General features: G+C 72.6%; 17 protein-coding genes and 2 pseudogenes. 13 read left to right on the top strand and 6 right to left on the bottom strand.

The genetic code is table 11. The features are described from left to right. Nucleotides 1–4 precede the first annotated feature (4 nt). Entirely contained in the window at nucleotides 5–1,348 is a 1,344-nt protein-coding gene (locus BUB17_RS23160) for a GntP family permease (RefSeq protein ID WP_072918734.1), read from the bottom strand. A 484-nt stretch (nucleotides 1,349–1,832) separates the two neighbouring features. Beyond that, nucleotides 1,833–2,129 carry a transposase family protein gene (locus BUB17_RS28065; RefSeq protein ID WP_244277442.1) on the bottom strand — a complete coding sequence of 99 codons (297 nt, stop codon included), beginning with the start codon at nucleotides 2,127–2,129 and terminating at the stop codon, nucleotides 1,833–1,835. Nucleotides 2,130–2,400: 271 nt separating this feature from the next. On the opposite strand from BUB17_RS28065, the gene BUB17_RS23150 reads away from it, so the two are divergent. Next, entirely contained in the window at nucleotides 2,401–4,122 is a 1,722-nt protein-coding gene (locus tag BUB17_RS23150) for an oxaloacetate-decarboxylating malate dehydrogenase (protein WP_072921010.1), read from the top strand. Nucleotides 4,123–4,187: 65 nt separating this feature from the next. Here BUB17_RS23150 and lpdA read toward each other — a convergent pair whose 3' ends face one another. From lpdA to aceE, 3 genes are read right to left on the bottom strand one after another with little or no spacing between them, the layout of a single operon-like run. Further along, nucleotides 4,188–6,236 (bottom strand): dihydrolipoyl dehydrogenase, encoded by a 2,049-nt coding sequence (gene lpdA / locus BUB17_RS23145; protein WP_072921014.1) that lies wholly within the window; start codon nucleotides 6,234–6,236, stop codon nucleotides 4,188–4,190. Between the two features lie 43 nt (nucleotides 6,237–6,279). Beyond that, on the bottom strand, nucleotides 6,280–7,611 hold the full coding sequence (gene aceF / locus BUB17_RS23140; protein WP_072921009.1) for a dihydrolipoyllysine-residue acetyltransferase: 1,332 nt from the start codon (nucleotides 7,609–7,611) through the stop codon (nucleotides 6,280–6,282). A 28-nt stretch (nucleotides 7,612–7,639) separates the two neighbouring features. Further along, the gene (aceE, locus tag BUB17_RS23135; protein WP_072921008.1) at nucleotides 7,640–10,336 is read right to left on the bottom strand and encodes a pyruvate dehydrogenase (acetyl-transferring), homodimeric type; all 2,697 of its coding nucleotides are present in this window, start codon (nucleotides 10,334–10,336) and stop codon (nucleotides 7,640–7,642) included. Nucleotides 10,337–11,196: 860 nt separating this feature from the next. Here aceE and BUB17_RS28055 point away from each other — a divergent pair. From BUB17_RS28055 to BUB17_RS23100, 8 genes and pseudogenes are all read left to right on the top strand, one after another. After that, nucleotides 11,197–11,292 (top strand): annotated as a pseudogene (locus BUB17_RS28055) (hypothetical protein); the annotation flags it as partial. Nucleotides 11,293–11,356: 64 nt separating this feature from the next. Beyond that, nucleotides 11,357–11,482 (top strand): FAD-binding protein, encoded by a 126-nt coding sequence (locus tag BUB17_RS28050; RefSeq protein ID WP_244277440.1) that lies wholly within the window; start codon nucleotides 11,357–11,359, stop codon nucleotides 11,480–11,482. Between the two features lie 390 nt (nucleotides 11,483–11,872). Further along, nucleotides 11,873–13,258 carry a cytochrome ubiquinol oxidase subunit I gene (locus BUB17_RS23125; RefSeq protein WP_072921007.1) on the top strand — a complete coding sequence of 462 codons (1,386 nt, stop codon included), beginning with the start codon at nucleotides 11,873–11,875 and terminating at the stop codon, nucleotides 13,256–13,258. Further along, nucleotides 13,255–14,301: a cytochrome d ubiquinol oxidase subunit II gene (locus BUB17_RS23120; protein WP_072921006.1), complete on the top strand. Its 1,047-nt coding sequence runs from the start codon at nucleotides 13,255–13,257 to the stop codon at nucleotides 14,299–14,301. The genes BUB17_RS23125 and BUB17_RS23120 overlap by 4 nt, the downstream gene beginning before the upstream one ends. Nucleotides 14,302–14,588: 287 nt before the next feature. Beyond that, nucleotides 14,589–16,085: an alanine/glycine:cation symporter family protein gene (locus tag BUB17_RS23115; protein ID WP_072921013.1), complete on the top strand. Its 1,497-nt coding sequence runs from the start codon at nucleotides 14,589–14,591 to the stop codon at nucleotides 16,083–16,085. Between the two features lie 365 nt (nucleotides 16,086–16,450). Further along, the gene (locus BUB17_RS23110) at nucleotides 16,451–16,675 is read left to right on the top strand and encodes a DUF7455 domain-containing protein (RefSeq protein WP_208983594.1); all 225 of its coding nucleotides are present in this window, start codon (nucleotides 16,451–16,453) and stop codon (nucleotides 16,673–16,675) included. Between the two features lie 143 nt (nucleotides 16,676–16,818). Continuing rightward, the gene (locus BUB17_RS23105) at nucleotides 16,819–18,987 is read left to right on the top strand and encodes a VanW family protein (RefSeq protein ID WP_072921005.1); all 2,169 of its coding nucleotides are present in this window, start codon (nucleotides 16,819–16,821) and stop codon (nucleotides 18,985–18,987) included. Nucleotides 18,988–19,130: 143 nt separating this feature from the next. Further along, nucleotides 19,131–20,192 carry a YihY/virulence factor BrkB family protein gene (locus BUB17_RS23100; RefSeq protein ID WP_072921004.1) on the top strand — a complete coding sequence of 354 codons (1,062 nt, stop codon included), beginning with the start codon at nucleotides 19,131–19,133 and terminating at the stop codon, nucleotides 20,190–20,192. A gap of 171 nt (nucleotides 20,193–20,363) precedes the next feature. Here the strand turns inward: BUB17_RS23100 and BUB17_RS23095 are convergent, their stop codons facing one another. Further along, nucleotides 20,364–20,591, bottom strand: a complete 228-nt coding sequence (locus tag BUB17_RS23095; RefSeq protein WP_072921003.1) for a DUF3039 domain-containing protein — start codon at nucleotides 20,589–20,591, stop codon at nucleotides 20,364–20,366. 76 nt (nucleotides 20,592–20,667) lie between these two features. Here BUB17_RS23095 and BUB17_RS23090 point away from each other — a divergent pair, with 76 nt between their 5' ends. The 4 genes and pseudogenes from BUB17_RS23090 to BUB17_RS23075 form a co-directional block, all read left to right on the top strand. Next, nucleotides 20,668–21,618 carry a pseudouridine-5'-phosphate glycosidase gene (locus BUB17_RS23090; RefSeq protein WP_208983592.1) on the top strand — a complete coding sequence of 317 codons (951 nt, stop codon included), beginning with the start codon at nucleotides 20,668–20,670 and terminating at the stop codon, nucleotides 21,616–21,618. Then, the gene (locus BUB17_RS23085) at nucleotides 21,615–22,490 is read left to right on the top strand and encodes a carbohydrate kinase family protein (RefSeq protein ID WP_072921002.1); all 876 of its coding nucleotides are present in this window, start codon (nucleotides 21,615–21,617) and stop codon (nucleotides 22,488–22,490) included. Before BUB17_RS23090 ends, BUB17_RS23085 begins: the two co-directional genes overlap by 4 nt. Before the next feature lie 107 nt (nucleotides 22,491–22,597). After that, entirely contained in the window at nucleotides 22,598–23,512 is a 915-nt protein-coding gene (locus BUB17_RS23080; protein WP_072921001.1) for an IS982 family transposase, read from the top strand. Between the two features lie 95 nt (nucleotides 23,513–23,607). Continuing rightward, nucleotides 23,608–23,808 (top strand): annotated as a pseudogene (locus tag BUB17_RS23075) (IS982 family transposase); the annotation flags it as partial.

The raw sequence follows: 23,808 nt of genomic DNA, 5'->3' as shown, positions 1-23,808 counted from the left end.
CGCCCTAGGCGATGAGCGCCACCGCCATGACCATCGGCAGCGAGACGACCGAGGCCACCGAGGTGACCATCGTCAGGGTCTTGAAGGTGCCCTGGGTGGACAGCCCGAGCAGCGACTTGAACATCCAGAAGAAGTTGCTGTTGACCTGCAGGGCGAACATCGCGCCCGAGGCGATGGCCAGACCGATGACCAGCGGCGCGACGTTGATCGACCCGAGCACCGGGCCGATGATCCCGGCGGCGGTGATGGCCGCCACCGACACCGACCCGATCGCCAGGTGCAGCACCGCCGCGATGAACCAGGCGAGCAGGATGCTGAGGATGACCGGTGCCCCCGCGTCGGCGGAGAACAGGCCGGCCAGGATCGTGTCCAGCCCGGTCTCCCCGATCACCGCACCCAGCGACCCGCCGATGCCGGTGATCAGCAGGATGGCGCCGGTGGTGTGGAAGCCCTCGCTCATCGCGGTGTCCGTGCCCGCCGAGCCCAGCGCGCGCCGGCACAGCCCGTAGGCACCGACCAGGCCGACGAACAGCGCGAAGTTCGCGTCGCCGAGGAAGGCGATGACGTCGTTGGAAAACTCCAGCAGCTCGGCGAAGGCACCGAACGCGATCAGCACCAGCGGCACCAGGATGGGCAGCAGGCAGACCAGCAGCGCCGGCGCCGCGCTGTCGTCCTCGACCAGCTCGGTGGTCTCCTGCTCCACCATCGCCTCATCGACGTGTTCGTCCCTGGCCGGATTCCAGTACCGGCCGCGCAGCAGCACCCGGAAGACCAGCGTCGTCACGAGCGCGGTCACCGGCCCCAGCACCAGGCCGTAGAGCAGCCAGGTGCCCAGCGGAATCTGCAGCAGGCCGGCGATGGAGACCGCGGCCAGCCCCGGAATCACGAACACGTAGCCGGCGAAGATCCCGGTGCCCAGCGCCCCGGACATGTGCGGCAGGCCGGTCCGGCCGATGAACGGCGCGGTCGAGCGCGCCACCGGAGAGGCCAGCACCACCTGCACGTCGACGTAGATCGAGGGGAAGATCGTCGCCATCGCCGCCGTCATCGCGTACGGCAGCCGGGGCGCGCCGACCCGGTCGACGAGCATCGTCACCATCTTCCGGAAGGCGCCCATCGCGTGCAGCATCGCGCCGATCAGCACGCCGAAGCCGATCAGCAGGCCGACCTCGCCCATGATCTCGCCGAAGCCGGTGGTGATCGCGGTCAGCGTCGCCGTGAAACCCACCCCGGTCGCCAGGCCGAGATAGAGCGACCCGATGATCAGCGAGATCACCGGGTCGATCCTGATCCTGATGATGAGCAGCACGATGACGGCGATGGCTATCGCGGTGTGCAGCACGACCATGACCTGCTCCTCCCGATACGGGGAGTGGCGAGGTCACGCGCCGTCGCCACATGGACTCCACACCATGGCACCGATCGGGCCGGTCGAGCGGTTCGGCGCGGATTCGATGCGCCCGGCGGCCGGCCCGGATCGCCACCGCCGCCGGGTGGCCGCCCCCGCCGGGACAGTTCCGCCCCCCGAGGGTCCGGACCGTCGCCGATCCCGAGACCACGTGGCCGGGACGGCCGCCGGAGAGCTCGTTCCTGGCTGGAGACCGGTCCGGCGACCGCAGGCAGGATCGTGTCGAGGTGATCGCGTCGGCCGAGGTGACGAGCCAGGGCTCGGCAGTTCTCTCGGGTGGCGATGCCGTGCGCGACGTGGATCCGCTGCGCCGCGTGAGCCCGGCGTTCGGCTTGGGGCGCCGCGGCGACCGCGGGCGGGACCGGCAGCTGGAACTTCCGCCGGGCCGGGCACGGCGTGAGGACCGCACCGGCGGTCTGCGCGCTCAGCCCTGGTAGCCGGCGCCGGCCAGCAGGGTGACGCCCGAGGTGAGAGCCAGCAGGTCGACCAGGCCGGCCTGGCGGACCTGGGTCAGATCGTGGAAGGAGCCCGGACGGGCCTGGTCCGGGACGAACCGCTGCCGCCCCGCCCGACCCGCCGCCGGGCGACGGACCCGGACCTCGGTGGCATCGAGCAGGCCGACCCGTCCGCGGGCGCCCAGGGGGGCGACCACGTCGGCCAGGGTGCGCAGCCGGTTGCCGCCCTCGACGGTGCAGCCGCGCTCGGCCAGCAGCGGGCGCATCTCGCCGACCGCCCGGGTGATCGTCGACCGCGGCGGCTCGGATCAGGCTCCGCGACACACTCCGACCCTGCCCCGTCCTTCACGAGCAGACGTCCCGCACACCATGCACGAGGTCGTCGATGCGCGAGTGAGCCACCGATCTGGGTGAGTGTCTCGGGGGATGTCGAATCTCGCTCTCAGTGGGGGCCGCACCGGGCCACCGAGATCGCCGGGCGGTACACGCCGCTCGCCCGCTAGGGTCCGGACGAGCATCGACCTGGTCGAAGGGGTCATGATGGAGCGTCCGTACGAGATCGTGCAGACCGAGACGGGTCCGGTGTATCGGGTCCGCGCTCGCGGTACCCAGGTGATGCGTGAGCCGCTCGTCTTCCGCGGGACGGCGTTCACTCAGGAGGAGCGGGCCGCGCTGGGCCTGGTGGGGCTGCTCCCCCACGGCGTCACGACGATCGACTCGCAGACCAAGCGGGTGTACGCCCAGTACGTGCGGGCGAAGGACGACCTGGCCAAGAACGTGTACCTGACCGCGCTACGGGACCGCAACGAGGTGCTGTTCTACCGGCTGCTCAGCGAGCACGTCGACGAGATGCTGCCGATCATCTACACCCCCACGATCGGCCAGGCGATCGAGCGCTACAGCCACGAGTACCGCAGGCCGCGCGGGGTCTTCCTGTCCATCGACCACCAGGACCTGATCGAGGAGTCGCTGGCGAACTTCGGTCGCGGCGCCGACGAGGTCGACCTCATCGTCGCGACCGACTCCGAGGGCATCCTCGGCATCGGCGACCAGGGCATCGGCGGGATCGAGATCGCCATCGGCAAGCTGACCGTGTACATCGCCGCGGCCGGCATCCATCCGCGGCGGGTCATCCCGGTCGTCCTCGACGTCGGCACGGACAACCAAGCGCTGCTCACCGATCCCATGTACCTCGGCAACCGGCACGCGCGGGTCCGCGGCAAGCAGTACGACGAGTTCATCGACGCCTATGTGCAGACAGCGCACCGGCTGTTCCCGAACGCGCTGCTGCACTGGGAGGATTTCGGCGTCGACAACGCTCGGCGCATCCTCGACCGCTACGCCGACGAGGTCTGCACGTTCAACGACGACATGCAAGGCACCGCCGCCGTGGCCCTGGCCGCCGCGGTGGCCGCCGTCCGCGCCGCCGGCTCCCGGATGCGCGACCAGCGGGTGGTCGTCCACGGACCCGGTACCGCGGGCGTGGGCATCGCCGACTTCCTCCGCGAGGCCATGGCTCGTGACGGGCTGGGGATGGACGAGGCCGCGCGGCAGATCTGGCTGGTCGGCCGCCGGGGTGTGCTGACCGACGACATGGGCGAGGAGCTGCGCGACTTCCAGCTGCCCTACGTCCGACCGGCGGGCGAGATGGCGTCGGATCCGGCGGGTGGCTCGCGCGGCGGCTCCCCCGGCCTGGCCGCGACGGTCGCGCAGGTGCGCCCCACCATGCTCATCGGGACGTCCACCCAGTCCGAAGCCTTCACCGAGGCGGTGGTCCGCGAGATGGCCCGGCACGTGGAGCGGCCCATCATCTTCCCGCTGTCCAACCCGACGGCGCGGATCGAGGCCCGGCCGGCCGACCTGCTCGCCTGGACCGACGGCCGTGCTCTGGTGGCGACCGGCAGCCCGTTCCCGCCGGTCCACCACGACGGGGTGACCCACCACATCGCCCAGGCCAACAACGCGCTGGTGTTCCCCGGCCTGGGGCTTGGTGTCACGGTCGCCCGGGCGCAGCGGATCAGTCAGGGCATGATCCAGGCCTGTGCGGACGCCGTCGCCGGCCTGGCCGACGTCAGCGTGCCGGGCGCGCCGCTGCTGCCGGCCGTCGCCGACCTGCGTCGGGTGTCGGCCGCCGTCGCCGTCGCCGTCGCCACCGCCGCGGCCGACGAGGGGCTGGCGCAGGTGGAGCTGGACAACCCGGTCCAGCAGGTGCACGAGGCGATGTGGCAGCCGGTCTACCCGACGATCCAGCCGGTCTGACCCCCTGAGCTCCATCGAGATGGGGTCTCCGAGCTGCGTCGCGGTGAGGTTCCCGAAGACGGGGGCTACTTCCTCCGCTTGGGTAGGTAGAGGTCGGTCAGGGTGCCCTCGAAGGCCTCCGCGGCCATCCCGACGGTCTCCGACAGCGTGGGGTGGGCGTGGATGGTCAGGCCGATGTCGGCGGCGTCGGCGCCCATCTCGATCGCCAAACCCAGCTCGGCGATCAGTTCGCCGGCCGACGGGCCGACGACTCCGGCTCCGATCACCCGGTGGCTGGTCTCGTCGAACAGCAGCTTGGTGAACCCCTCGTCGCGGCCGAGGGAGAGCGCGCGGCCGCTGGCCGCCCACGGGAAGGCGCCCTTGCCGTACTGGATCCCGGCGGTCTTGGCCTCGTTCTCGGTGATGCCGACCCAGGCGACCTCGGGGTCGGTGTAGGCCACCGAGGGGATAACCCGCGCGTCGAAGTAGCTGTTCTGCCCAGCGGTGACCTCCGCGGCGACCTTGCCCTCGTGCGTGGCCTTGTGCGCCAGCATCGGCTGCCCGACGACGTCGCCGATCGCGAAGATGTGCGGGACGTTGGTGCGCATCTGCTTGTCCACGGGCACGAAGCCGCGCTCGTCGACCACCACGCCCGCCCGCTCCGCCCCGATCTCCGGGCCGTTGGGTCGCCGCCCGACGGCCACGAGCATGCGGTCGAAGGTCGCGGTGGTGGAGGTCTCGCCCTCCAGCGTGGCGACCAGTCCCTCGGGTCGCGCCTCGACGGCGGTCACCTTGGTCTTCAGGTGGACACCGGCGTAGGCCTGCGAGATCCGCTTGTGCAGCGGCTGCACCAGGTCCTTGTCGGCGCCCGGGATGATCTGGTCCATCAGCTCCACGACGGTGACCTCGGCGCCGAGTTCGTGGTAGACGGTCGCCATCTCCAGGCCGATGATCCCGCCCCCGAGGACCAGCAGCCGCCGAGGGACGTCGGCCAGCTCCAGCGCGCCGGTGGAGTCCATGACCCGCGGGTCGTCGTGCGGGACGAACGGCAACCGGACCGGCTCCGACCCGGCGGCGATGATCGCGTGCTCGAAGTCGACCGTGGTCGTGCCGCCGTCGGCCAGCTCGACCCGCACCTGGTTCGGCGAGGCGAACCGGCCGTAGCCGCGGATGGTGGTGACCTTGCGCTGCCGGGCCAGGCCGGTCAGCCCGCCGGTCAGGCGGCCGACGACGGTGTCCTTCCAGCCGCGCAGCTTGCCGACGTCGATCGACGGCTCCCCGAACGCCAGCCCGTGCTCGGCCATCTCCCGGGTCTCGGCGATCACCTTGGCCGCGTGCAGCAACGCCTTGGACGGGATGCAGCCGACGTTGAGGCACACCCCGCCCAGCGCGGGCCACCGGTCGACGAGGACGACGGACTTGCCCAGATCCGCCGCGCGGAAGGCCGCGGTGTACCCGCCGGGGCCGGCGCCCAGGACCAGGACGTCGGCGCGGACGTCCCCGGGACCGGTCGGGGTCGCGGGCGCAGGGGCGGGCCTCGCGGCCGCGGCGGGCCCGGCCGGTGCCACGGCGTCCGCGTCCTCGGTGCGGAGGAAGAGCAGGATGCTGCCGGCGCTGACCCGGTCGCCGACCCGCACCGCCACCTCCTCGACGGTGCCCGCCTGCGACGCGGGGATCTCCATCACCGCCTTGTCCGACTCCAGGGTCACCACGGGGTTGTGCGGACCCACCCGGTCACCCGGTCCGACGAGCACCTCGATCACCGGCACGTCGGCGAAGTCGCCCAGCTCGGGCACGGTCACCTCGATCCGGTCGTAGACGCCGGCGGCCGAGCCGTATCCCGGGCGGTCCACCGGGGCGGGGACGGCGTCCTCGTGGGTCACGGTGTGGGTGGCCGGCGGGGCGCCGGTGTCGCTCGCGGTCAGGCGCAGCACCAGGTCACCGGGCGACACCCGGCTGCCGACCCGGACCAGCACCTCCTCGACGGTCCCGGCCGCCGGCGCGGGGATGTCCATCGTCGCCTTGTCCGACTCGAGGGTCAGGACGGGGTCCTCGGCGGCGACCACGTCACCGGGAGCCACGTGCACCTCGATGACGGGCACGTCCGCGAAGTCGCCGATGTCGGGGATGCGCATGTCCACGGGGGGCTCCAGGGGCTGCGGGTCGGGTCGGACGGGGCTAGAGCACGAGGCGGCGGACGTCCTCGAGCACGTGGCACAGGTACCGGGTGAAGCGCGCGGCGAGCGCACCGTCGATCACCCGGTGGTCGTAGGAGAGCGACAGCGGCAGCACCAGCCGCGGCACGAACGTGGCGCCGTCCCACACCGGGGCGGTCTTCGACCGCACGACGCCCAGGATGGCCACCTCGGGCGCGTTGACCAGCGGGGTGAACGACGTCCCGCCGATGCCGCCGAGGCTGGAGATGGTGAAGCAGCCGCCCTGCAGGTCGGGGGCGGTCAGCTTGCCGTCCCGGGCCCGTGCGGACACGTCACCGAGCTCGCGGCTGAGCTCCCGGATGCCCTTGCGGTCGACGTCGCGGAGAACCGGGACGACCAGGCCGTCGGGCGTGTCGACGGCGACCCCGATGTGGAAGTACCGCTTGTAGACCAGCGCGTCCTTCTCCGGCGTCAGGCTGCTGTTGAACCGCGGGAACTCCCGCAGCGCGGACACCGACGCCTTGAGCAGGAACGACAGCAGGGTGACCCGGTAGCCCTCGGCTCGGGCCTCGGTGTCGAGTTCCTTGCGGTAGGCGTCGAGCTCGGTGATGTCCGCGTCGTCGTCGTGCGTGACGTGCGGGACGTTCAGCCACGAGCGGTGCAGGTGGGGCCCGGACAGCCGCTGGATGCGGGAGAGCGGCTGCACCTCGACGGGGCCGAACCTGGAGAAGTCCTGCGGCGGGATCTCCGGGATGCCGGCGCTGGCCGCCGCGGCGGGAGCCGGCGCGCTGGGCGCGGGGCCGCGGACCTCCCGGAGCAGGTCGTCCTTGGTGACCCGGCCCTTCGGTCCGGAGCCGGCGATCCCGGTGAGATCCACGCCGAGTTCGCGGGCCAGCCGGCGGACGCTGGGCCCGGCGTGGACGCCGGCGAAGTCCGGCGGCGCTGCGGTCGCCGTCACCGGGGCGCCGCCGGGTGCGGTCGGCGGGGTCGCGGCCTCTGCCGAGCGGCGCGCCGACTCCTCGACGGTGGACGCCGCGCTGGTGGACGCCTCGGTCGGCGGCTCGACCTGGTCGACGGTCGCCGCGGCGAGCTGCTCGGGCGGGGCCGCCCCGCCCCCCTGGTCGAGCAGCAGGATGGGTGTCCCGACGTTCACCAGGTCGCCGAGCGAGACGCGCAGCTCACGGACGGTGCCGGCCGCCGGCGACGGAACGTCCATCGTGGCCTTGTCGGACTCCAGCGTGATCAGCGGGTCCTCGGCCGCGACCGCGTCACCGGGCGAGACGTGGATCTCGATCACCGGGATGTCGGAGAAGTCACCGATGTCGGGGACCGTCACTTCGGCTGGTGAGGTCATGTCATGCCTTCCGGACGAGGGGATGCGGTCAGACCGTCCACGGTGGTGGCGCCTCGGGGTCGATGCCGTAGCGACGGATCGCGTCGGCGACCGTCGTGGCCGGGACGGCGCCCTCGGCGGCGAGCGAGGCCAACGCCGCCACGGCCACCGCACCGCGGTCGACCTCGAAGAACCGGCGCAGGTTGCGGCGGGAGTCCGAGCGCCCGTAGCCGTCGGTGCCGAGTACCCGGTAGCTGCCGGGCACGAAGGGGCGGATCTGGTCGGCGAAGGTCCGCATGTAGTCGCTGGCGGCCACCACGGGGCCCTGCCGGCCGGCCAGGCACCGCTCGACCCAGCTGCGACGCGGCTGCTCGGTCGGGTGCAGCAGGTTCCACCGCTCCACCTCGAGGCCGTCGCGCCGCAGCTCGGTGAAGCTCGGCGCGCTCCACACGTCGGCGTCCACCCCGAAGTCGGTGGCGAGCAGGTCGGCGGCGGCCAGGACCTCGCGCAGGATCGTGCCGCTGCCCAGCAGCTGCACCCGCGGCGGGGCGGCCTTGCGTCGGGACGGCGCGGCCGGCCCCTCCCTCAGCAGGTACAACCCGCGCAGGATCCCCTCCCGGGAGCCTTCCGGCATGCCGGGGTGCTCGTAGTTCTCGTTCATCAGGGTGACGTAGAAGAAGACGTCCTCCTGCTCGGCGTACATCCGCCGCAGACCGTCCTGGACGATCACCGCGACCTCGTAGTGGAAGGTCGGGTCGTAGGAGACGCAGTTGGGGATCGCCGAGGACAGCAGGTGGCTGTGGCCGTCCTCGTGCTGCAGCCCCTCGCCGTTGAGCGTGGTGCGCCCGGCGGTGGCGCCGAGCAGGAAGCCGCGTGCCCGGGAGTCCCCGGCCGCCCAGGCCAGGTCCATGACCCGCTGGAAGCCGAACATCGAGTAGTAGATGTAGAAGGGGATCATCGGGGTGTCGCTGAGGCTGTAGGACGTCGCCGCGGCGATCCACGAGGACATCGCCCCGGCCTCGTTGATGCCCTCCTGGAGCATCTGGCCGTCCGGGGCCTCCCGGTAGTACATGAGCTGGTCGGCGTCCTCGGGCCGGTAGAGCTGGCCGACCTGGCTGAAGATGCCGTACTGCCGGAACATGCCCTCCATCCCGAAGGTGCGCGACTCGTCGGGGACGATCGGCACGACCCGCTTGCCGATCGACTTGTCGCGCAGCAGCGTGTTGAGGACGCGGACGAAGGCCATGGTGGTGGAGATCTGCCGGCCCTCGGTCGGCACGAGCTGCCCGCCGAAGGCGTTGAGGTCGGGGACCTGCAGGCTCTCGGTGGAGCGGCGGCGGCGCACCGGCATGGAGCCGCCGAGTGCCGCCCGCCGCTCGCGCAGGTAGCGCATCTCCTCGCTGTCCGCGGGGAGACGCAGGAAGGGCACCTCGTCGAGCTGGTCGTCGGGGATGGGGATGTCGAAGCGGTCGCGGAACCGGGCCAGCGCCGCGCCCGCGACCTTCTTCTGCTGGTGGGTGATGTTCTGGCCCTCGCCCGCCTCGCCCATCCCGTACCCCTTGACCGTCTTGGCCAGGATCACGGTCGGCCGGCCCACGGTCTTCACCGCGGCGCTGTACGCGGCGTAGACCTTGCTGGGGTCGTGGCCGGCCCGGGTCAGCGCCCAGATCTCGTCGTCGCTCATGTCGGCGACCAGTTCGAGCAGCTCGGGGTACTTGCCGAAGAAGTGCTCCCGGACGTAGGCGCCGTTCTTGGACTTGAAGTCCTGGTACTCCCCGTCGACGGCCTCCTCCATCCGCTTGAGCAGCAGGCCGGAGGTGTCGCGGGCGATCAGCGGATCCCAGTTGCTCCCCCAGATCGTCTTGATGACGTTCCACCCGGCGCCGCGGAAGATGCCCTCCAGCTCCTGGATGATCTTGCCGTTGCCGCGCACCGGCCCGTCGAGCCGCTGCAGGTTGCAGTTGATGACGAAGATGAGGTTGTCGAGCTTCTCCCGCGCTGCCAGCGCGATGGCGCCCAGCGACTCCGGCTCATCGGTCTCGCCGTCGCCGAGGAAGGCCCAGACCTTGCGCCCGGCGGTGTCGGCCACCCCCCGGCAGTGCAGGTACTTCAGGAACCGCGCCTGGTAGATCGCCATGATCGGGCCGAGCCCCATCGACACGGTCGGCAGCTGCCAGTAGTCCGGCATCAGCCACGGGTGCGGATAGGACGGCAGGCCGCCACCGCCGACCTCCTGACGGAACTTCAGCAGCTGCTCCTCGCTGAGCCTCTCCTCCAGGAACGAGCGGGCGTAGATGCCGGGCGCCGAGTGCCCCTGGATGAAGAGCAGGTCGCCGCCGTGGGTGTCGGTCGGCGCGTGGAAGAAGTGCTGGAACCCGACGTCGTAGAGCGTCGCCGCCGACTGGAAGCTGGCGATGTGGCCCCCGAGCTCGGAGGACTCCTTGTTCGCCCGCAGCACGATGGCCATGGCGTTCCACCGGATGAACGAGCGGATCCGGTGCTCGATGGCCCGGTCGCCCGGGTGCCGTTCCTCCTTCTCCGCCGGGATGGTGTTCAGGTACGGGGTGGTGGCGCTGTACGGCACCGCCGCCCCCTTGCGGCGAGCCTCGGCGACCACCTCGTCGAGCAGCTGGAACGCCCGCTCCGCGCCCTCGAACGCCAGCACCGAGTCCAGCGCGTCGATCCACTCCTGGGTCTCGGCCGGGTCCTGGTCCCCGCTGACGTCTCGGCTGAGGTCCTCGCTCACGTCGTCCTCCTCCGTAGAGCCGCACTGCTGCGACAGCGGGCGGTGCCGGGCATCCTGCCGCACTTGCCGACAACAGGGGTGGCGCCTGGGTGTCGGAAGGCGCCGCTCGAGCCGGGGAGCGGCCGTGGCGCGATGCCGATGACGGCGGGCCGCGACCACGGCGGCTGACCTGTCGGTGCCCGCCGGTCCTGCTCCAGCCCTGTGCATCGTCGGTCGGCGTGACCCGTCTCACGATCGTCCCACCCGATCGCGACGCCGGAGGTGTGAGCCGCCCCGGTGAGTCCGGAGATTCAGGGTGTTGAGACCCCGACTACGTGCTGGGCGGGGCGTTGACCGTGGTGGGCCTGCTCGTACTCGACGGGGATGCTCCTGTCGAAGGCAAGCGGCTCGTGGGAGTTGTTCGACCTCGACGATGGTGGACCTGCTCGCCGCCAGCTCCCTCCGGCACCCGCCGGAGTGGGCCCCGGCTGCGCCAGACTGCGGCGCCGGAACGGACCGTGGGGGAACTCGATCCTGCCGAACTGACCGAGATGGTCGCTCAGGCACGGCGGGTGCTCCGGCTTCCACCGGTGACCGGCGCGGTCCGCAGGAGGGATCCGACACGAACGCAGTCGTACCCACCGACCTCGCCGCTCGGCTACGTGACGTCGTCAGGTCGACCGGCCTGGTGGACGACCCAGCCGAGATGAGCACCCACCTCTCCGACTGGCGCGGCGCCTACCGGGGCAGCGCCGGCGTCGTCGTGCGGCCGGGCAGCACCGAGTGAGGTCGCCGCGGTTGTCGCCCGCTGCCGGGAGGCGGGCGTGGCCCTCGTGCCGTAGGGCGGCAACACGGGCCTGTGCGGCGGGTCGATCCCCGATGTGTCGGGCCGGCAGGTGGTGCTGTCGCTCGCCCGGATGAGACGCATCCGCGACGTAGACCCGGCCGACCAGACGATCACCGTCAAGGCCGGCGCAGTCCTGCGCTCGGTGCGGGACGCCGCTGCGGCGGTGGGCCGGCTGTTCCCTGTCCCCGGGCGCCTTGGGCAGCCGCACCATCGGCGGCAACCTGGCGACCAACGCCGGCGGCACCGGAGTGCTCCGCTACGGGACCATGCGCGACCTCAGCTTGGGCCTCGAGGGCGTCCGGCCCGACGGCCGGACTTGAACGGCCTCCGCGGCCTGCGAAAGGACGACACCGGCTTCTCGGCCTCCTCGGTCCGCCGTGACCACGGTGCCCGCGCCGTGCCCACAGAACGCCCACACGATGCCCACCCCGGGCCACTGGTGAGCGGCACCGCCCGAAGTGGGGCCGGCCCTGGAGATGCGCGAGGCGCTGGCCGACCGGGGGTCGGCCCCGCCGGTGGTCGCCGAACCGGCCACGGCTGCACCGCCGTCCGCCGCGCCGGGCGGTGCCGCAGCCTCACCGCTCTCGGCGGCCCGCATCCTGGCGCGCCACGGCCACCCGCGGCAGGCTGAGCGTCGAGTACCCGAAAGCGGGGAACCTCGTGAGCGGCGGCCCCGTCCCGCACCCTCCAGCTCCTGAGCGGAGATCCGCGTGAACCCGTTGGATCTGCTGGCCGACGCGGCGGAGAACCTCTATCCGGCGCGGATGCAGATGGCGCTGTCGCTGGGCTGGCACATCGTCTTCGCCTGCTTCGGGATCGCCTTCCCGCTGATCACGGTCTTCACCGAGTGGCAGGGGTACAAGCGGGGTGACGCGGCGCTCACCGAGCTCGCGCACACCTGGGCCAAGGCGATGGGCGTGCTGTTCGCCGCCGGAGCGGTGTCCGGCACGTTGCTGTCCTTCGAGATGGGCATCCTCTGGCCGGGGCTGATGGACCGCTTCGGCGAGGTCTTCGGTTTTCCGTTCGTGCTGGAGGGGTTCGCCTTCTTCATCGAGGCGATCTTCGTCGGTGTGTACCTGTTCGGCTGGAACCGGCTCTCGCCCAAGGCGCACATGCTCAGCGCGCTGCCGATGATCCTCTCGGGCCCGGCCGGTGCCTTCTTCGTCGTCGCGGCGAACGCGTGGATGAACAACCCCACCGGCTTCCGGCTCGACGAGCAGGGGCGGGTGACCGACGCGCAGCCGTGGGCGGCGATGTTCGGCCCGTCCACCTGGCCACAGGTCACCCACATGCTGCTGGCGGCCTACATGGTCACCGGCTTCACCATCGCCTCGGTCTACGCCGTGGGGATGCTGCGCGGGCGCCGCGACCGACGCCACCGGCTGGGGCTGCTGATCCCGCTCACGTTCGCGGCCGTTCTCACGCCGGTGCAGATCGGTGTGGGTGACTGGATCGCCAACACCGTCGCGGACAACCAGCCGGCCAAGCTGGCGGCGATGGAGGGCCAGTACGAGACCACCGCCGGTGCTCCGCTCTCCGTCGGCGGCCTCTACTACGACGACGAGCTGCACTACGCGCTGGAGATCCCGAACGGGTTGTCGCTGCTGATCCACCACGACCCGGACGGCGTGGTGCTCGGCCTGGAGGAATTCCCGGTCGACCAGCGCCCGCCGGTCAACGTGGTGCACCTGGCCTTCGACACCATGGTCGGCCTCGGTTCGGCCCTGTTGCTGCTGGCCGGCTGGTTCGGCTGGACGTGGTGGCGGAAGCGTCGGATCCCGCGGACGGCGTGGTTCCTGCGGGCCGTCGCGGTCTCCGGGGTGGCGGCGATCGTCGCGATGGAGGCCGGCTGGGTCACCACCGAGGTCGGCCGCCAGCCGTGGATCGTCTACGGCATCCTGCGCACCGCCGACGCGGTGAGCCCCGCGCCCGGCCTGTACCTGGGCTTCTACGCCGTGGTGGTGATCTACGTGCTGCTGACCGGGCTCACCGTCTTCGTGCTGCGCCGCCTGGCCGGCAGCGCCGACACCCCGGCGCCCCAGGAGGTGGACGCCGAGCCGCCCGAGCCGGGCGGCGGGGAGGTGGCGGTCCGGTGACGCTGGCGGAGGTGGTGCTCGGCGTCATGTTCGTCGGCCTGATCGCCTACGGGCTCTTCGGCGGCGCCGACTTCGGCGCGGGCATCTGGGACCTGCTGGCCGGCGGCACCCGCCGCGGAGCGCGCCAGCGTGACCTCATCGAGCACTCGATCGCCCCGGTGTGGGAGGCCAACCACGTCTGGTTGATCTTCGTTCTCGTCGTGCTGTGGACGGCGTTTCCCGGCGCGTTCGCCGCCGTCGTCACGACCCTCTACATCCCGCTGACGCTGGCTGCGTTCGGGATGATCGCCCGGGGGGCGGCGTTCGCGTTCCGCAAGAGCATCAGCACCCTGGGCATGCGCCGCTTCCTGGGGGCCTCCTTTGCGCTGTCCTCGCTGGTCACGCCGTACTTCCTCGGAGCCGTGGTCGGCGGCGTCGCCTCCGGGCGGGTGCCGGCGGGCATCGCGGCCGGCGACGTGATCACCAGCTGGATGAATCCCACCTCTGCGCTCGGGGGCGTGCTCGCCGTCCTCGTCTGCGCCTACCTCGCCGCGGTCTTCCTCTGCGCCGACGCACACCGCGAGGCCGCCGAGGACCTCGCCGACCAGTTCCGGGCCCGTGCCATCGGCACCGCAGTCCTGACCGGCCTGATCGGCATCGCGGGGCTGTTCGTGCTCCGGGCCGACGCCCCGCTGCTGTTCGAGGGCCTCACCGGCCGCGCCCTGCCTGTGGTGGTGCTCTCCGTCGTCGCGGGCGTCGCTGCGTTCGTGCTCCTGGCCACCCGGCGCTACGTGCCCGCACGGCTGGCGTCGGCACTGGCCGTCACTGCGATCCTCGTCGGCTGGGCCGTCGCCCAGTACCCGTACCTCTTGCTGCCCGAGGTGACCATCGAGGAGGCCGCCGGAGGCCGGGCCACCCTGGTCGCCATGCTGGTGGCACTGGTCGGCGGCTCGCTGATCCTGGTCCCGGCACTCGTGTACCTCTACGTGCTCTTCCAGCGATCACAGCCGGACATGTCCTCCACGCCTTCGGGGCCGCCATCCAGGAGCGCTCCCATCTCGTGACCCCCCAGCAGAGCGCGCTGGTGGTGTGGGCACACGGACGCCCGCGCTCGGTCGGGCTGCACAGCGCTCAGGCGTTCCTAGTGCGCGACTACCTGGACTGAGCGACCGCACTCGCCAGGGAGGCCCCGACCCGAGAGGGTCGGGGCCTCCCTGCGTCCGGCACCTCGAGGTGCGCCCGGCCCGACGACACCTCATGCTCTTCGGCGACACCCGCTGACACGACCAGCAGCGACCCGGCCGCGCTGGGTAGTGCTCGCAGCGCCGTGGCCCGCCACCTGGAGGTCCGGATGGACTTCATCCAGCAGAACCTCATCGACCCGGTCTCGAACCTCCTGTGGACGTACGTACTGATCTACGTGCTGCTGGGAGTGGGTCTCTACTTCGGGATCCGCACGCGCTTCGTCCAGGTCCGGCTCTTCGGCCGCATGATCCGGCAGATCACGTCGTCCCGGAGCGGCTCGGAGGGCGGGATCTCGTCCTTCCAGGCCTTCTGCGTCGGCCTGGCCTCACGGGTGGGCACCGGGAACATCGCCGGCGTGGCCATCGCGCTCACCCTCGGCGGCCCGGGAGCCATCTTCTGGATGTGGGTCGTCGCCCTCGTGGGCATGGCCACCGCCCTCATCGAGGCGACGCTGGCGCAGATCTTCAAGATCCCGGCCGATGACGGCAGCTTCCGCGGCGGTCCGGCCTTCTACATCCAGCGCGGCCTGGGCTCCCGGCGGGCCGGCGTCCTCTTCGCCGTCCTGCTGATCTTCACCTTCGGCATCGCGTTCAACATGGTCCAGGCCAACACGATCAGCGACGTGCTGGCCAGTGGACACGGGGTCGGCGAGTGGTGGTCGGCAGGCCTGCTGATGCTCCTCACGGCTGCCGTGGTGTTCGGCGGGGTCCGTCGTATCGCGCGGATCGCCGAGTGGCTCCTCCCGGCGATGGCACTGGCGTACGTCCTGCTCGCCGCCGTCATCATCGCCCTGAACGTGACGCAGGTGGGCGCCGTCCTCGGCCAGATCGTCTCGGCGGCGTTCGGTCTCGGCGAGGCGGCCGCCGGCATCACGGGCGGGCTGGCGGCGGCCCTGCTCAACGGTGCCAAGCGGGGGTTGTTCTCCAACGAGGCCGGCATGGGCAGTGCCCCCAACGCCGCGGCCACCGCGACCACCAGTCACCCGGTCAAGCAGGGACTGATCCAGTCGCTGGGCGTCTTCGTCGACACCATCATCGTGTGCTCCGCTACGGCCTTCATCATCCTGTTCACCGGATCCGCGGTGTACCGGCCCGGTGAGACGACCGAGGGAGCCTCGCTCACCCAGGCTGCGGTCGCCCACGAGCTGGGCAGCGGGACCACCTGGATCATGAGCGTCCTGATCTTCGTGTTCGCGTTCTCGTCGGTGCTCGGCAACTATTCCTACGCCGAGGTCAACATGGCCTTCCTACGCGCCCGGCCCGCCGCCCTGACGGTGTTCCGCGTCGTGGTCGTCGCCGTGGTCGGGGCCGGGGCGTTGCTCGAGCTGGCGACGGTGTGGGCACTCGCCGACGTCGCCATGGGCTTCATGGCGCTGGTCAACCTCGTCGCGATCGTGCTGCTGGGCCGGTGGGCCCTGGGTGCGCTGCGCGACTTCGAACGACAGGTGCGGGCCGGCCAGGACCCCGTGTTCCGCACCACTGGCAACGCCGACCTGCCTCGCGACCTCCACGACAGCGTGTGGACCGCGGAGTACGCCGGGGCTCCGACCGCACACCGTGACGGCCGCACCCCCTCGGCGGGGCCCGGCCCTGACGGCCGGTGACCCGTACGCGCGGAACCCGACGCGATTGCGGGAAGGTCACGATCTCACCCGCATGAGCTGGTCGATCGGTGTACGCCGTCACGCGCCGGGTAGACGGCGTAGCGTGGGGGTTGTCAAGACAGCAGCGGACCCACCAGCCGGACGACGACCGGCGCACGTGAACGACGACAACAGCACGACACGACAGACCGGCACGAACCAGTGACGTCCCTGCTGACCCGCACCACCGGCACCACCGGCACCGGCCTCACCGCCCACGGCGAGTCCGACGTCGGATCGGGGGGAATCGGGAACACAGGGGGACATCCTGGCGCTGTGCAGGAGGCCGATCCGCAGCCGCGGGTCCGTGCGGTAGAGAGCGAGTGATGACCCAGATGACCCAGACGCTGACGACGACCCCGCCCGCCGACGACCTCGTCGTTCCCTTCCACTGTGACCGCTGTGGCGCACTGGCGAAGGTGCGGGTGGTCCTCGCCGGCGGTAGCGACCTCGTCTTCTGCGGGCACCACGCCCGTGAGTACGAGGGCAAGCTCCGCGACATCGCCGTCGACATCATCGAGACTGACGGCGAGCAGCGCCTCAGCCACTGACGGAGACGCTATCGTCGCGGACAGCGATGAAGCCCTCACCCGACGCCGCCGCCGGCGTCCCGTTCCCACTTGACGGGGACAGGGCGCCGGCGGCTTCGTCGTTCCCGGGATCTCCCGGTCGACGACTACCCGGAGATCCCGCGATGCCGCCGCAGACCCCCGCGCCCCACGCCCAGCAGCCGCCCACCGCGCAGCCGCCGGAGCAGCCGGACCACACCGCCCCGATCGAGGACGCCGAGGGTCTGTCCGACGAGACCCGCCCGGTGCCGCGCGACCGGGGTCCGGTCGGCCCCGACGTCCCCGGCCCCGCCAGTGCTCCCCAGCCGACCGGCGCGGAGGACGCCCCGGAGACCCCGGCCGTCGAGGACGGCGAGACCCAGGACATCCGCTTCGCACCCGGCGAGGCCCCCGCCCAGCTGCCGCCGCCCGCCGCGGACGCCGACCAGCACACCGGCGTCCTGCCCCCCGGAACCGACGGCCCGGACGGCAGCGGCGCCACGGGCGACGACTCCGGCGGAGACGGCCCGGACGACGGCACCGCGCGGTCTCGCCGTCCCTGGTGGCGACGCCCGGCCGTGGTGGCCCCCGTCGCGGCGGTGGGCGTCCTGGCCGCCGCCTACGGGGCGGACCTGCTGGTCTCCGACGGTGACGTCCCCCGCAACACGGTCGTGGCCGGCGTCGACCTCGGTGGCCTCTCCACCGCGGCGGCCACCGAGCGGCTGGAGACCGACCTCGCGCCGCGCGTGGTCGCCGACCACGTGGTCCTGGCCGACGACGTGGAGGGCACCCTCTCCCCCGCCACGGCCGGCATCACCCTCGACGTCGAGGGCACCGTCGACGCTGCCGCCGAGCAGCCGCTGAACCCCTGGACCCGCCTGGTCACCCTCGTCTCCGATCGCGAGGTCGCCCCGGTCATCACCGGCGAGGACACCGCGCTGGCCGCCCAGATCGACGGGATCGCCGAGCAGGTCGACCGCGCCCCGGTCGACGCCACCATCGCCATCGAGGGGACGACCGCGAGCGTCGTCGAGCCGGTGCCCGGGCGCACCCTGGACCGCGAGGGTGCCGCGGAGGCGGTCACCGCCGCGCTGGCCTCCGGTGGCGACCCCAGCACCCCCATCGAGCTGCCCGTCGACGTCACCGAGGTGTCGGTGGACGCCCCGGCGGCGCAGCGGGTCCTGGACGAGACGGTCATCCCGGGGCTGGCGGCTCCGGTGACGGTGTCCAGCCAGGACGGCGCCACCTCCGTCGAGGTGCCCGAGACCGCGATCGCCGCGTCGCTGACCTTCACGCCGCAGGAGGACGGCGAGCTCGCCGTCGCCGTCGACCCGGCCGGACTGCAGGAGGCGATGGGCGACGACTTCGCCGAGTTCGGCACTCCCGCCGAGGACGCCCGCTTCGAGCTGTCCGGCGACGCCGTCTCGATCGTCCCCTCGGTGGACGGCACGGGTGTCGACCCGGCCGCGCTCGCGGGGCAGCTGCTGGAGGTGCTGCCGCAGCCGGCGCCGCGCACGGTGACCGCGGAGCTGGGCCCGGTGACGGCGGAGTTCAGCACCGCCGACGCCGAGGCGCTGGGCATCCGCGAGGAGATCAGCAGCTTCACCACCAACTTCACCAGCGCGGCCAGTGGCACCAACATCCGGGTGGCCGCCGCCGAGCTCGACGGCGCCCTGGTGCGGCCCGGGGAGACCTTCAGCCTCAACGACCACACCGGCCCGCGCGGTACCGCGCAGGGCTACGTCGAGGCCGGCGTCATCAGCAACGGCGCGTTCACCACCGGCGTCGGCGGTGGCGTCAGCCAGGTCGCCACCACGATGTTCAACGCCGTCTTCTTCGCCGGCCTCGAGGACGTCTACCACAAGCCGCACAGCTACTACATCAGCCGCTACCCGGCCGGCCGCGAGGCGACGGTCTACTACGACACGATCGACCTGCAGTGGCGCAACGACAGCGACACCGGCGTCTACGTCGACACGCAGTGGACACCGGGCTCGCTGACCATCAGCTTCTACGGGACCAAGCGGTACGACATCGAGTCGATCAGCAGCGACCGCTACAACCTCCGCGAGCCGGTCGTGCAGGAGAAGCCGGACGACGGCAGTTGCCGCCCGCAGGGCGGCTCGACCGGGTTCGACATCACCGTCACGCGGGTGTTCAACGACCCGGCCAGCGGTGCGGAGGTCAAGCGCGAGGACTTCCGCACCCGGTACGCCGCCGAGCCGGTGATCCGGTGCGTGCCGGTAGCCGACCCGGCCGCTCCGCCGGCACCCGACGGCGCCCCCCCGGCTCCGGCCCCGGTTCCCGGCGGCTGACAAAGGACCCTCCTGCCCCCAGCCATGGAAGGACCCCGTCCTCCTCACCCCTCGCACGCTCGGGGCGAGCCTCGGGACGGGGCCAGCGGCGGGACCCTGCAGGCGGGCCGGTCGGCGCGCTGACCTGCGTGCACACTGGGGCGGTGCGCACCGTCCTGCCCGGGGGCCGACCGGCCGACGCCGGACACCCCGAGGACGGCGCCGACGACGCCCCGTCCGGAGCGACCGCCGTCCCCGTGGAGCCCGGCCCGCGCGGGGGTGGACGGCTGGCCCGCTGGCCGGCCCCGCTGCGGGTACCCCTGCAGGTGCTCGGGCGCACGGTGGCCAAGGCCTGGCAGGACCGCATCCTCGGGCTCTCCGCCGAGGCGGCGTTCTGGCAGATCCTCTCGGTGCCGCCGCTGCTGATCGGCCTGCTCGGCACGCTGGGCTACCTCGGCACCTTCATCGGTGACGCCGCGGTCGCCCGGATCGAGGAGGAGCTGGTCCGCGCCTCCACCGAGGTGCTCACGCCGGACGTCGTCGAGGGGCTGGTGCAGCCCACGCTCGACGACATCCTCGGCTCCGGGCGGCTGGACCTGGTGAGCGTCGGCTTCCTGCTCTCGCTGTGGGCGGGGTCCTCGGCCACGGCGACGTTCATGAACACCGTCGTCATCGCCTACGACCAGCGCGACGTGCGCGGTCCGATCCGCACCCGGCTCAAGGCGCTGTGGCTGTTCGTCGTCGGGCTGCTGCTGGCGGTGGTCACGCTGCCGCTGCTGGTGCTCGGCCGGGGGCTGCTGGTCGCCCTGTTGCCGGCCGACTGGCAGGGCACCGCGACCGTGCTGGTCAACGCCGTGTACTGGCCGGTGGTGCTCATCGGGCTGCTGCTGGGGCTGACCAGCTTCTACCACGTGGTGCTGCCGCGGCGGCTGCCCTGGCACCGGCACCTGCCGGGGACCGTGCTGGCCGTCGCCTTCTTCGTCGTCACCGCGCTGGCCACCCGCACCTACGTGGCCGACATCCTCACCACCACGCTGCCCTACGGGGCACTGGCCACCCCGATCGCCGTGCTGCTGTTCTGCTTCTTCTTCGGGATGTCGGTGCTGCTGGGCGCGGAGCTCAACGCGACGATCCAGACTCGCTGGCCCGCTCCGCTGCGCCGGCACCAGCGGCGCAGGCAGGCCCGGCGAGCCGCCGAGCCGGAGCGCGCGCGAGCAGCCCGGTGAGCAGTCGTGGTCGCCGCACCCGGTGTGTCGGCGCGTGTCGCCGACCGCAACGGCTCGGTCGCGCTCCCGCCGGCTCCGTCCAGAGGCTCGCCGCCGGCCCTGTCCCGAGCCCCGCCCCGAGCCTGCGAAGGGTGGGCAGGACGGGGTCCTCCCACGGGGAGCAGGGGTCCGCTACGTGCGCAGCTGCTCGTAGATCTCCTTGCAGGCCGGGCACACCGGGCTGCCGGGCTTCGGGCTCTTGGTCACCGGGAACACCTCGCCGCACAGGGCCTCGACCATCGTGCCCATGACCGCGCTCTCGGCGATCTTGTTCTTGCGCACGTAGTGGAAGACCTCGTTGGCGTTGCCGGTGTCGCCCTCGCGGACGTCGGGCTTCTCGAGGATGTCGGTGCTGCTCACGCGCTGCTCCCTGCGGTCGGGGACGGGTCCGGGAGGCGCCCGCCGGGCGTGACTCCTCCGCCCTCATGATGGCAGGGTGCAGCCCTCCCGCCCCGGTCCGCCCGCCGTGCCGCCCGCCCCGGTGCCCGTGCTGTCGTCCGAGGTCGCCGACGCGCTGACCGCCGGCCGGCCGGTCGTGGCGCTGGAGAGCACGCTGCTGGCCCACGGCCTGCCCCGGCCGGACAACCGCGCCGCGGCCGACGAGGTGGAGGCGGCCGTGCGCGCCGGCGGGGCGGTCCCGGCGACCATCGCCGTCCTCGACGGCGTGCCGCACGTCGGCCTGACGGCGGAGCAGGTCGACCGGGTCTGCGCCGACCCCGACCTGGCCAAGCTCGCCGTCCGCGACCTGCCCGTCGCCCTGGCGCTGGGCCGCAGCGGGGCGACGACGGTCTCGAGCACCGCGTTGCTGGCCGCCGCCGCGGGCATCGGCGTGTTCGCCACCGGCGGGCTCGGCGGGGTGCACCGGGAGGCGGCCGACACCTTCGACGAGTCCGCCGACCTCACCACCCTGTCGCGCACCCCGCTGCTGGTGGTGTGCGCGGGGGTGAAGTCGATCCTCGACGTGCCGGCGACGCTGGAGCGGTTGGAGTCGCTGTCGGTCACCGTCGTCGGTTACCGGACGACGACCTTCCCCGGTTTCTACGTCGCCGACTCCGGCTCGACGGTGGACTGGGCGGTGTCCTCGCCCGAGGAGGCCGCCGCCGTCCTCGCCGCGCGGCGCGGCCTGGCCCCCGGCGGCGTGGTGCTGGCCAACCCGCTGCCGGACGACGAGCAGCTGGACCCCGAGTTGCACGACCGGGTGATCGCCGACGCGCTGGCCGCGGCCGCGCGGGCCGGGGTGCGCGGCAAGGCCGTGACGCCGTTCGTGCTGGACCACCTGCACCGGGTCAGCGAGGGCGCCACGCTGGCGGTCAACGTCCGGCTGGTGCTGCGCAATGCCGAGCTGGCCGGCCGGATCGCCGCGGCACTGGCCCTGCTCCCCCGGTGACCCTGCCTGACGTCGTGGTGGTCGGCGACCTGGCCACCGACGTCGTCGTGCTCCTCGGCGGTGTCCCGGCGCCCGGCTCGGACCGGCCTGCCGCCATCCGGAGCCACGGCGGAGGCGCCGGGGCGAACGTCGCCGTCCACCTGGCCCGGTCGGGCACGCCGGTCACCTTCGCCGGCTGCGTGGGGGACGACGCCGCCGGCACCGGCCTGGTCGCCGAGCTGGCCGCGGCGGGGGTGACCCCGGCCATGCGCACCGTCGCGGGTGCGGCCACCGGCACGATCGTCAGCCTGGTCGAGCCCGGCGGGCAGCGCAGCATGCTGGCCGACCGCGGCGCCAACCTCGCGCTGCGGGCAGCGGACGTGCCGGTGCCCCGCCGCCACCTGCACCTGTCCGGCTACACCCTCCTCGCGCCCGGTCCGCGCGCCGCCGGGCTGGCCGCACTGGCCGCCGCACGCATGGCCGGGTGCACCGTCTCGGTGGACCCGGCGTCCACCGGCCCGCTGGCCGCCTCCGGCGTCGACCGGTGGCTGGCCGACACGGCGGCGGCCACGCTGGTGCTGCCGAACGCGGACGAGGCACGGCTGCTCACCGGCTGCGCGGACCCGGCAGCGGCCGCCCGGGCCCTCGCGACCCGCCACGAGGTGGCCGTCGTGACGCTGGGCGCCGACGGCGCGCTGTGGGCCGCGGGCGACGTGCTGGTGCACCGCCCAGCGCACCCGGCGGAGGTGGTCGACACGACCGGAGCCGGCGACGCGTTCACCGCCGGGCTGCTGTCGGTGTGGCTGGCCGACCGGAACAGGAACCCGGTGGCGGCCCTGGAGGCGGGCCTGGCTCGGGCGGCCGCCGTGGTGGCCCGGCCGGGGGCCCGCTGAGCGTCTAGATGACTTATTCCAAGGGGTCCCGGCTGCGGCCGGTGTGATCGCAGGCGAGGGTGCGCAGGCTTGGCGTTGCTAACCCAACGTCGAGCCGGGAGGCCCTCGTGGAAGCCGACCTGGACACCCTCGCCACGGCACTGTATGCCCGCACCGACGATCTGCTGAAGGCCGCGCCGGAACGGCGCCCGTGGCGGCCGGCGGTCGGGATCGCCCCTCGGCTCAGCGATGCCGAGCTGATCACCCTGGCGGTGCTGCAGGCGCTGCTGGGCTTCACCAGCCAGGCCCGCTGGCTGCGGTTCGCCGCCGAGCAGCTGCGGCCGCTGTTTCCCTACCTGCCCGGCCAGCCGGGCTACAACAAGCGGCTGCGTGGCGCGCTGCCGCTGCTGCGCCGGGTGATCCGGGACCTGGCCGCCGACACCGACCTATGGACCGATCCGGTCTGGCTGGTCGACTCCACCCCGGTGGAGTGCGCCCGCTCCCGCCCCGCCGCCCGGCGCTCGGACCTGGCCGGCGCCGCCGGCTACGGCTACTGCGCCAGCCACAGCCGCTACTTCTGGGGGCTGCGGCTGCACCTGATCGCCACCCTGCACGGGTTGCCGGTCGGCTTCGCCCTCTCCGGGGCCAAGGCCGACGAACGCCAGGTGCTGCTCGACCTGCTCGGCAGCGACCCCGCCCTCGTTCCGAGCCATCCGGGACAGCTCCTCATCACCGACGAGCACTACTACGGCCGCCGCTTCGAAGCCGAGCTGGCCGACGCCGGGCTGACCCTGCTCCGCCGCCCCCGCCGCGGGGAACCCGAACGCCCGGGTGGGTCGCTGTTCAGACCCCTGCGCCAGACCATCGAGTCGGTCTTCGACACCCTCAAAGGTCAACTCGACCTCGAGCTGCACGGCGGACACACCCCGGCCGGAGTGCTGATCCGGGTGCTGCAGCGCCTGCTGGCGCTGACCGCGGCGATCTGGCACAACGACCACACCGGCCAGACCGTCCGGCGATCCCTACGCGCCTACGACCACTGACCCCTTGGAATCAGTCATCTAGACGAGTAAGTCCTATCGGCCGGCAGGGTCATAGGGCGCTGTAGGCGCGGACGGAGGGTGTTCAGGCTCGGGTTGTGACGACCGACCTCAACACCCTCCTGACCGCATTCTACGTCTGGATCGACGACTATCTGGGGCCTCACCGCCGCGCCGGCCGTCGACCGAAGCTGACCGACGCCGAGCTGCTCACGCTGGCGCTGGGGCAGGCGCTGCTCGGAGTGCACTCCGAGGCCCGCTGGCTGCGGCTGATCCCCCAACGGCTGCCCGGCGCGTTT

Source organism: Geodermatophilus obscurus (assembly GCF_900143215.1).
In the GTDB taxonomy this organism is placed as follows: domain Bacteria; phylum Actinomycetota; class Actinomycetes; order Mycobacteriales; family Geodermatophilaceae; genus Geodermatophilus; species Geodermatophilus obscurus_A.
Note: the sequence above shows the minus strand (reverse complement) of the source record. Positions and strands in the feature narration are given on the sequence as shown.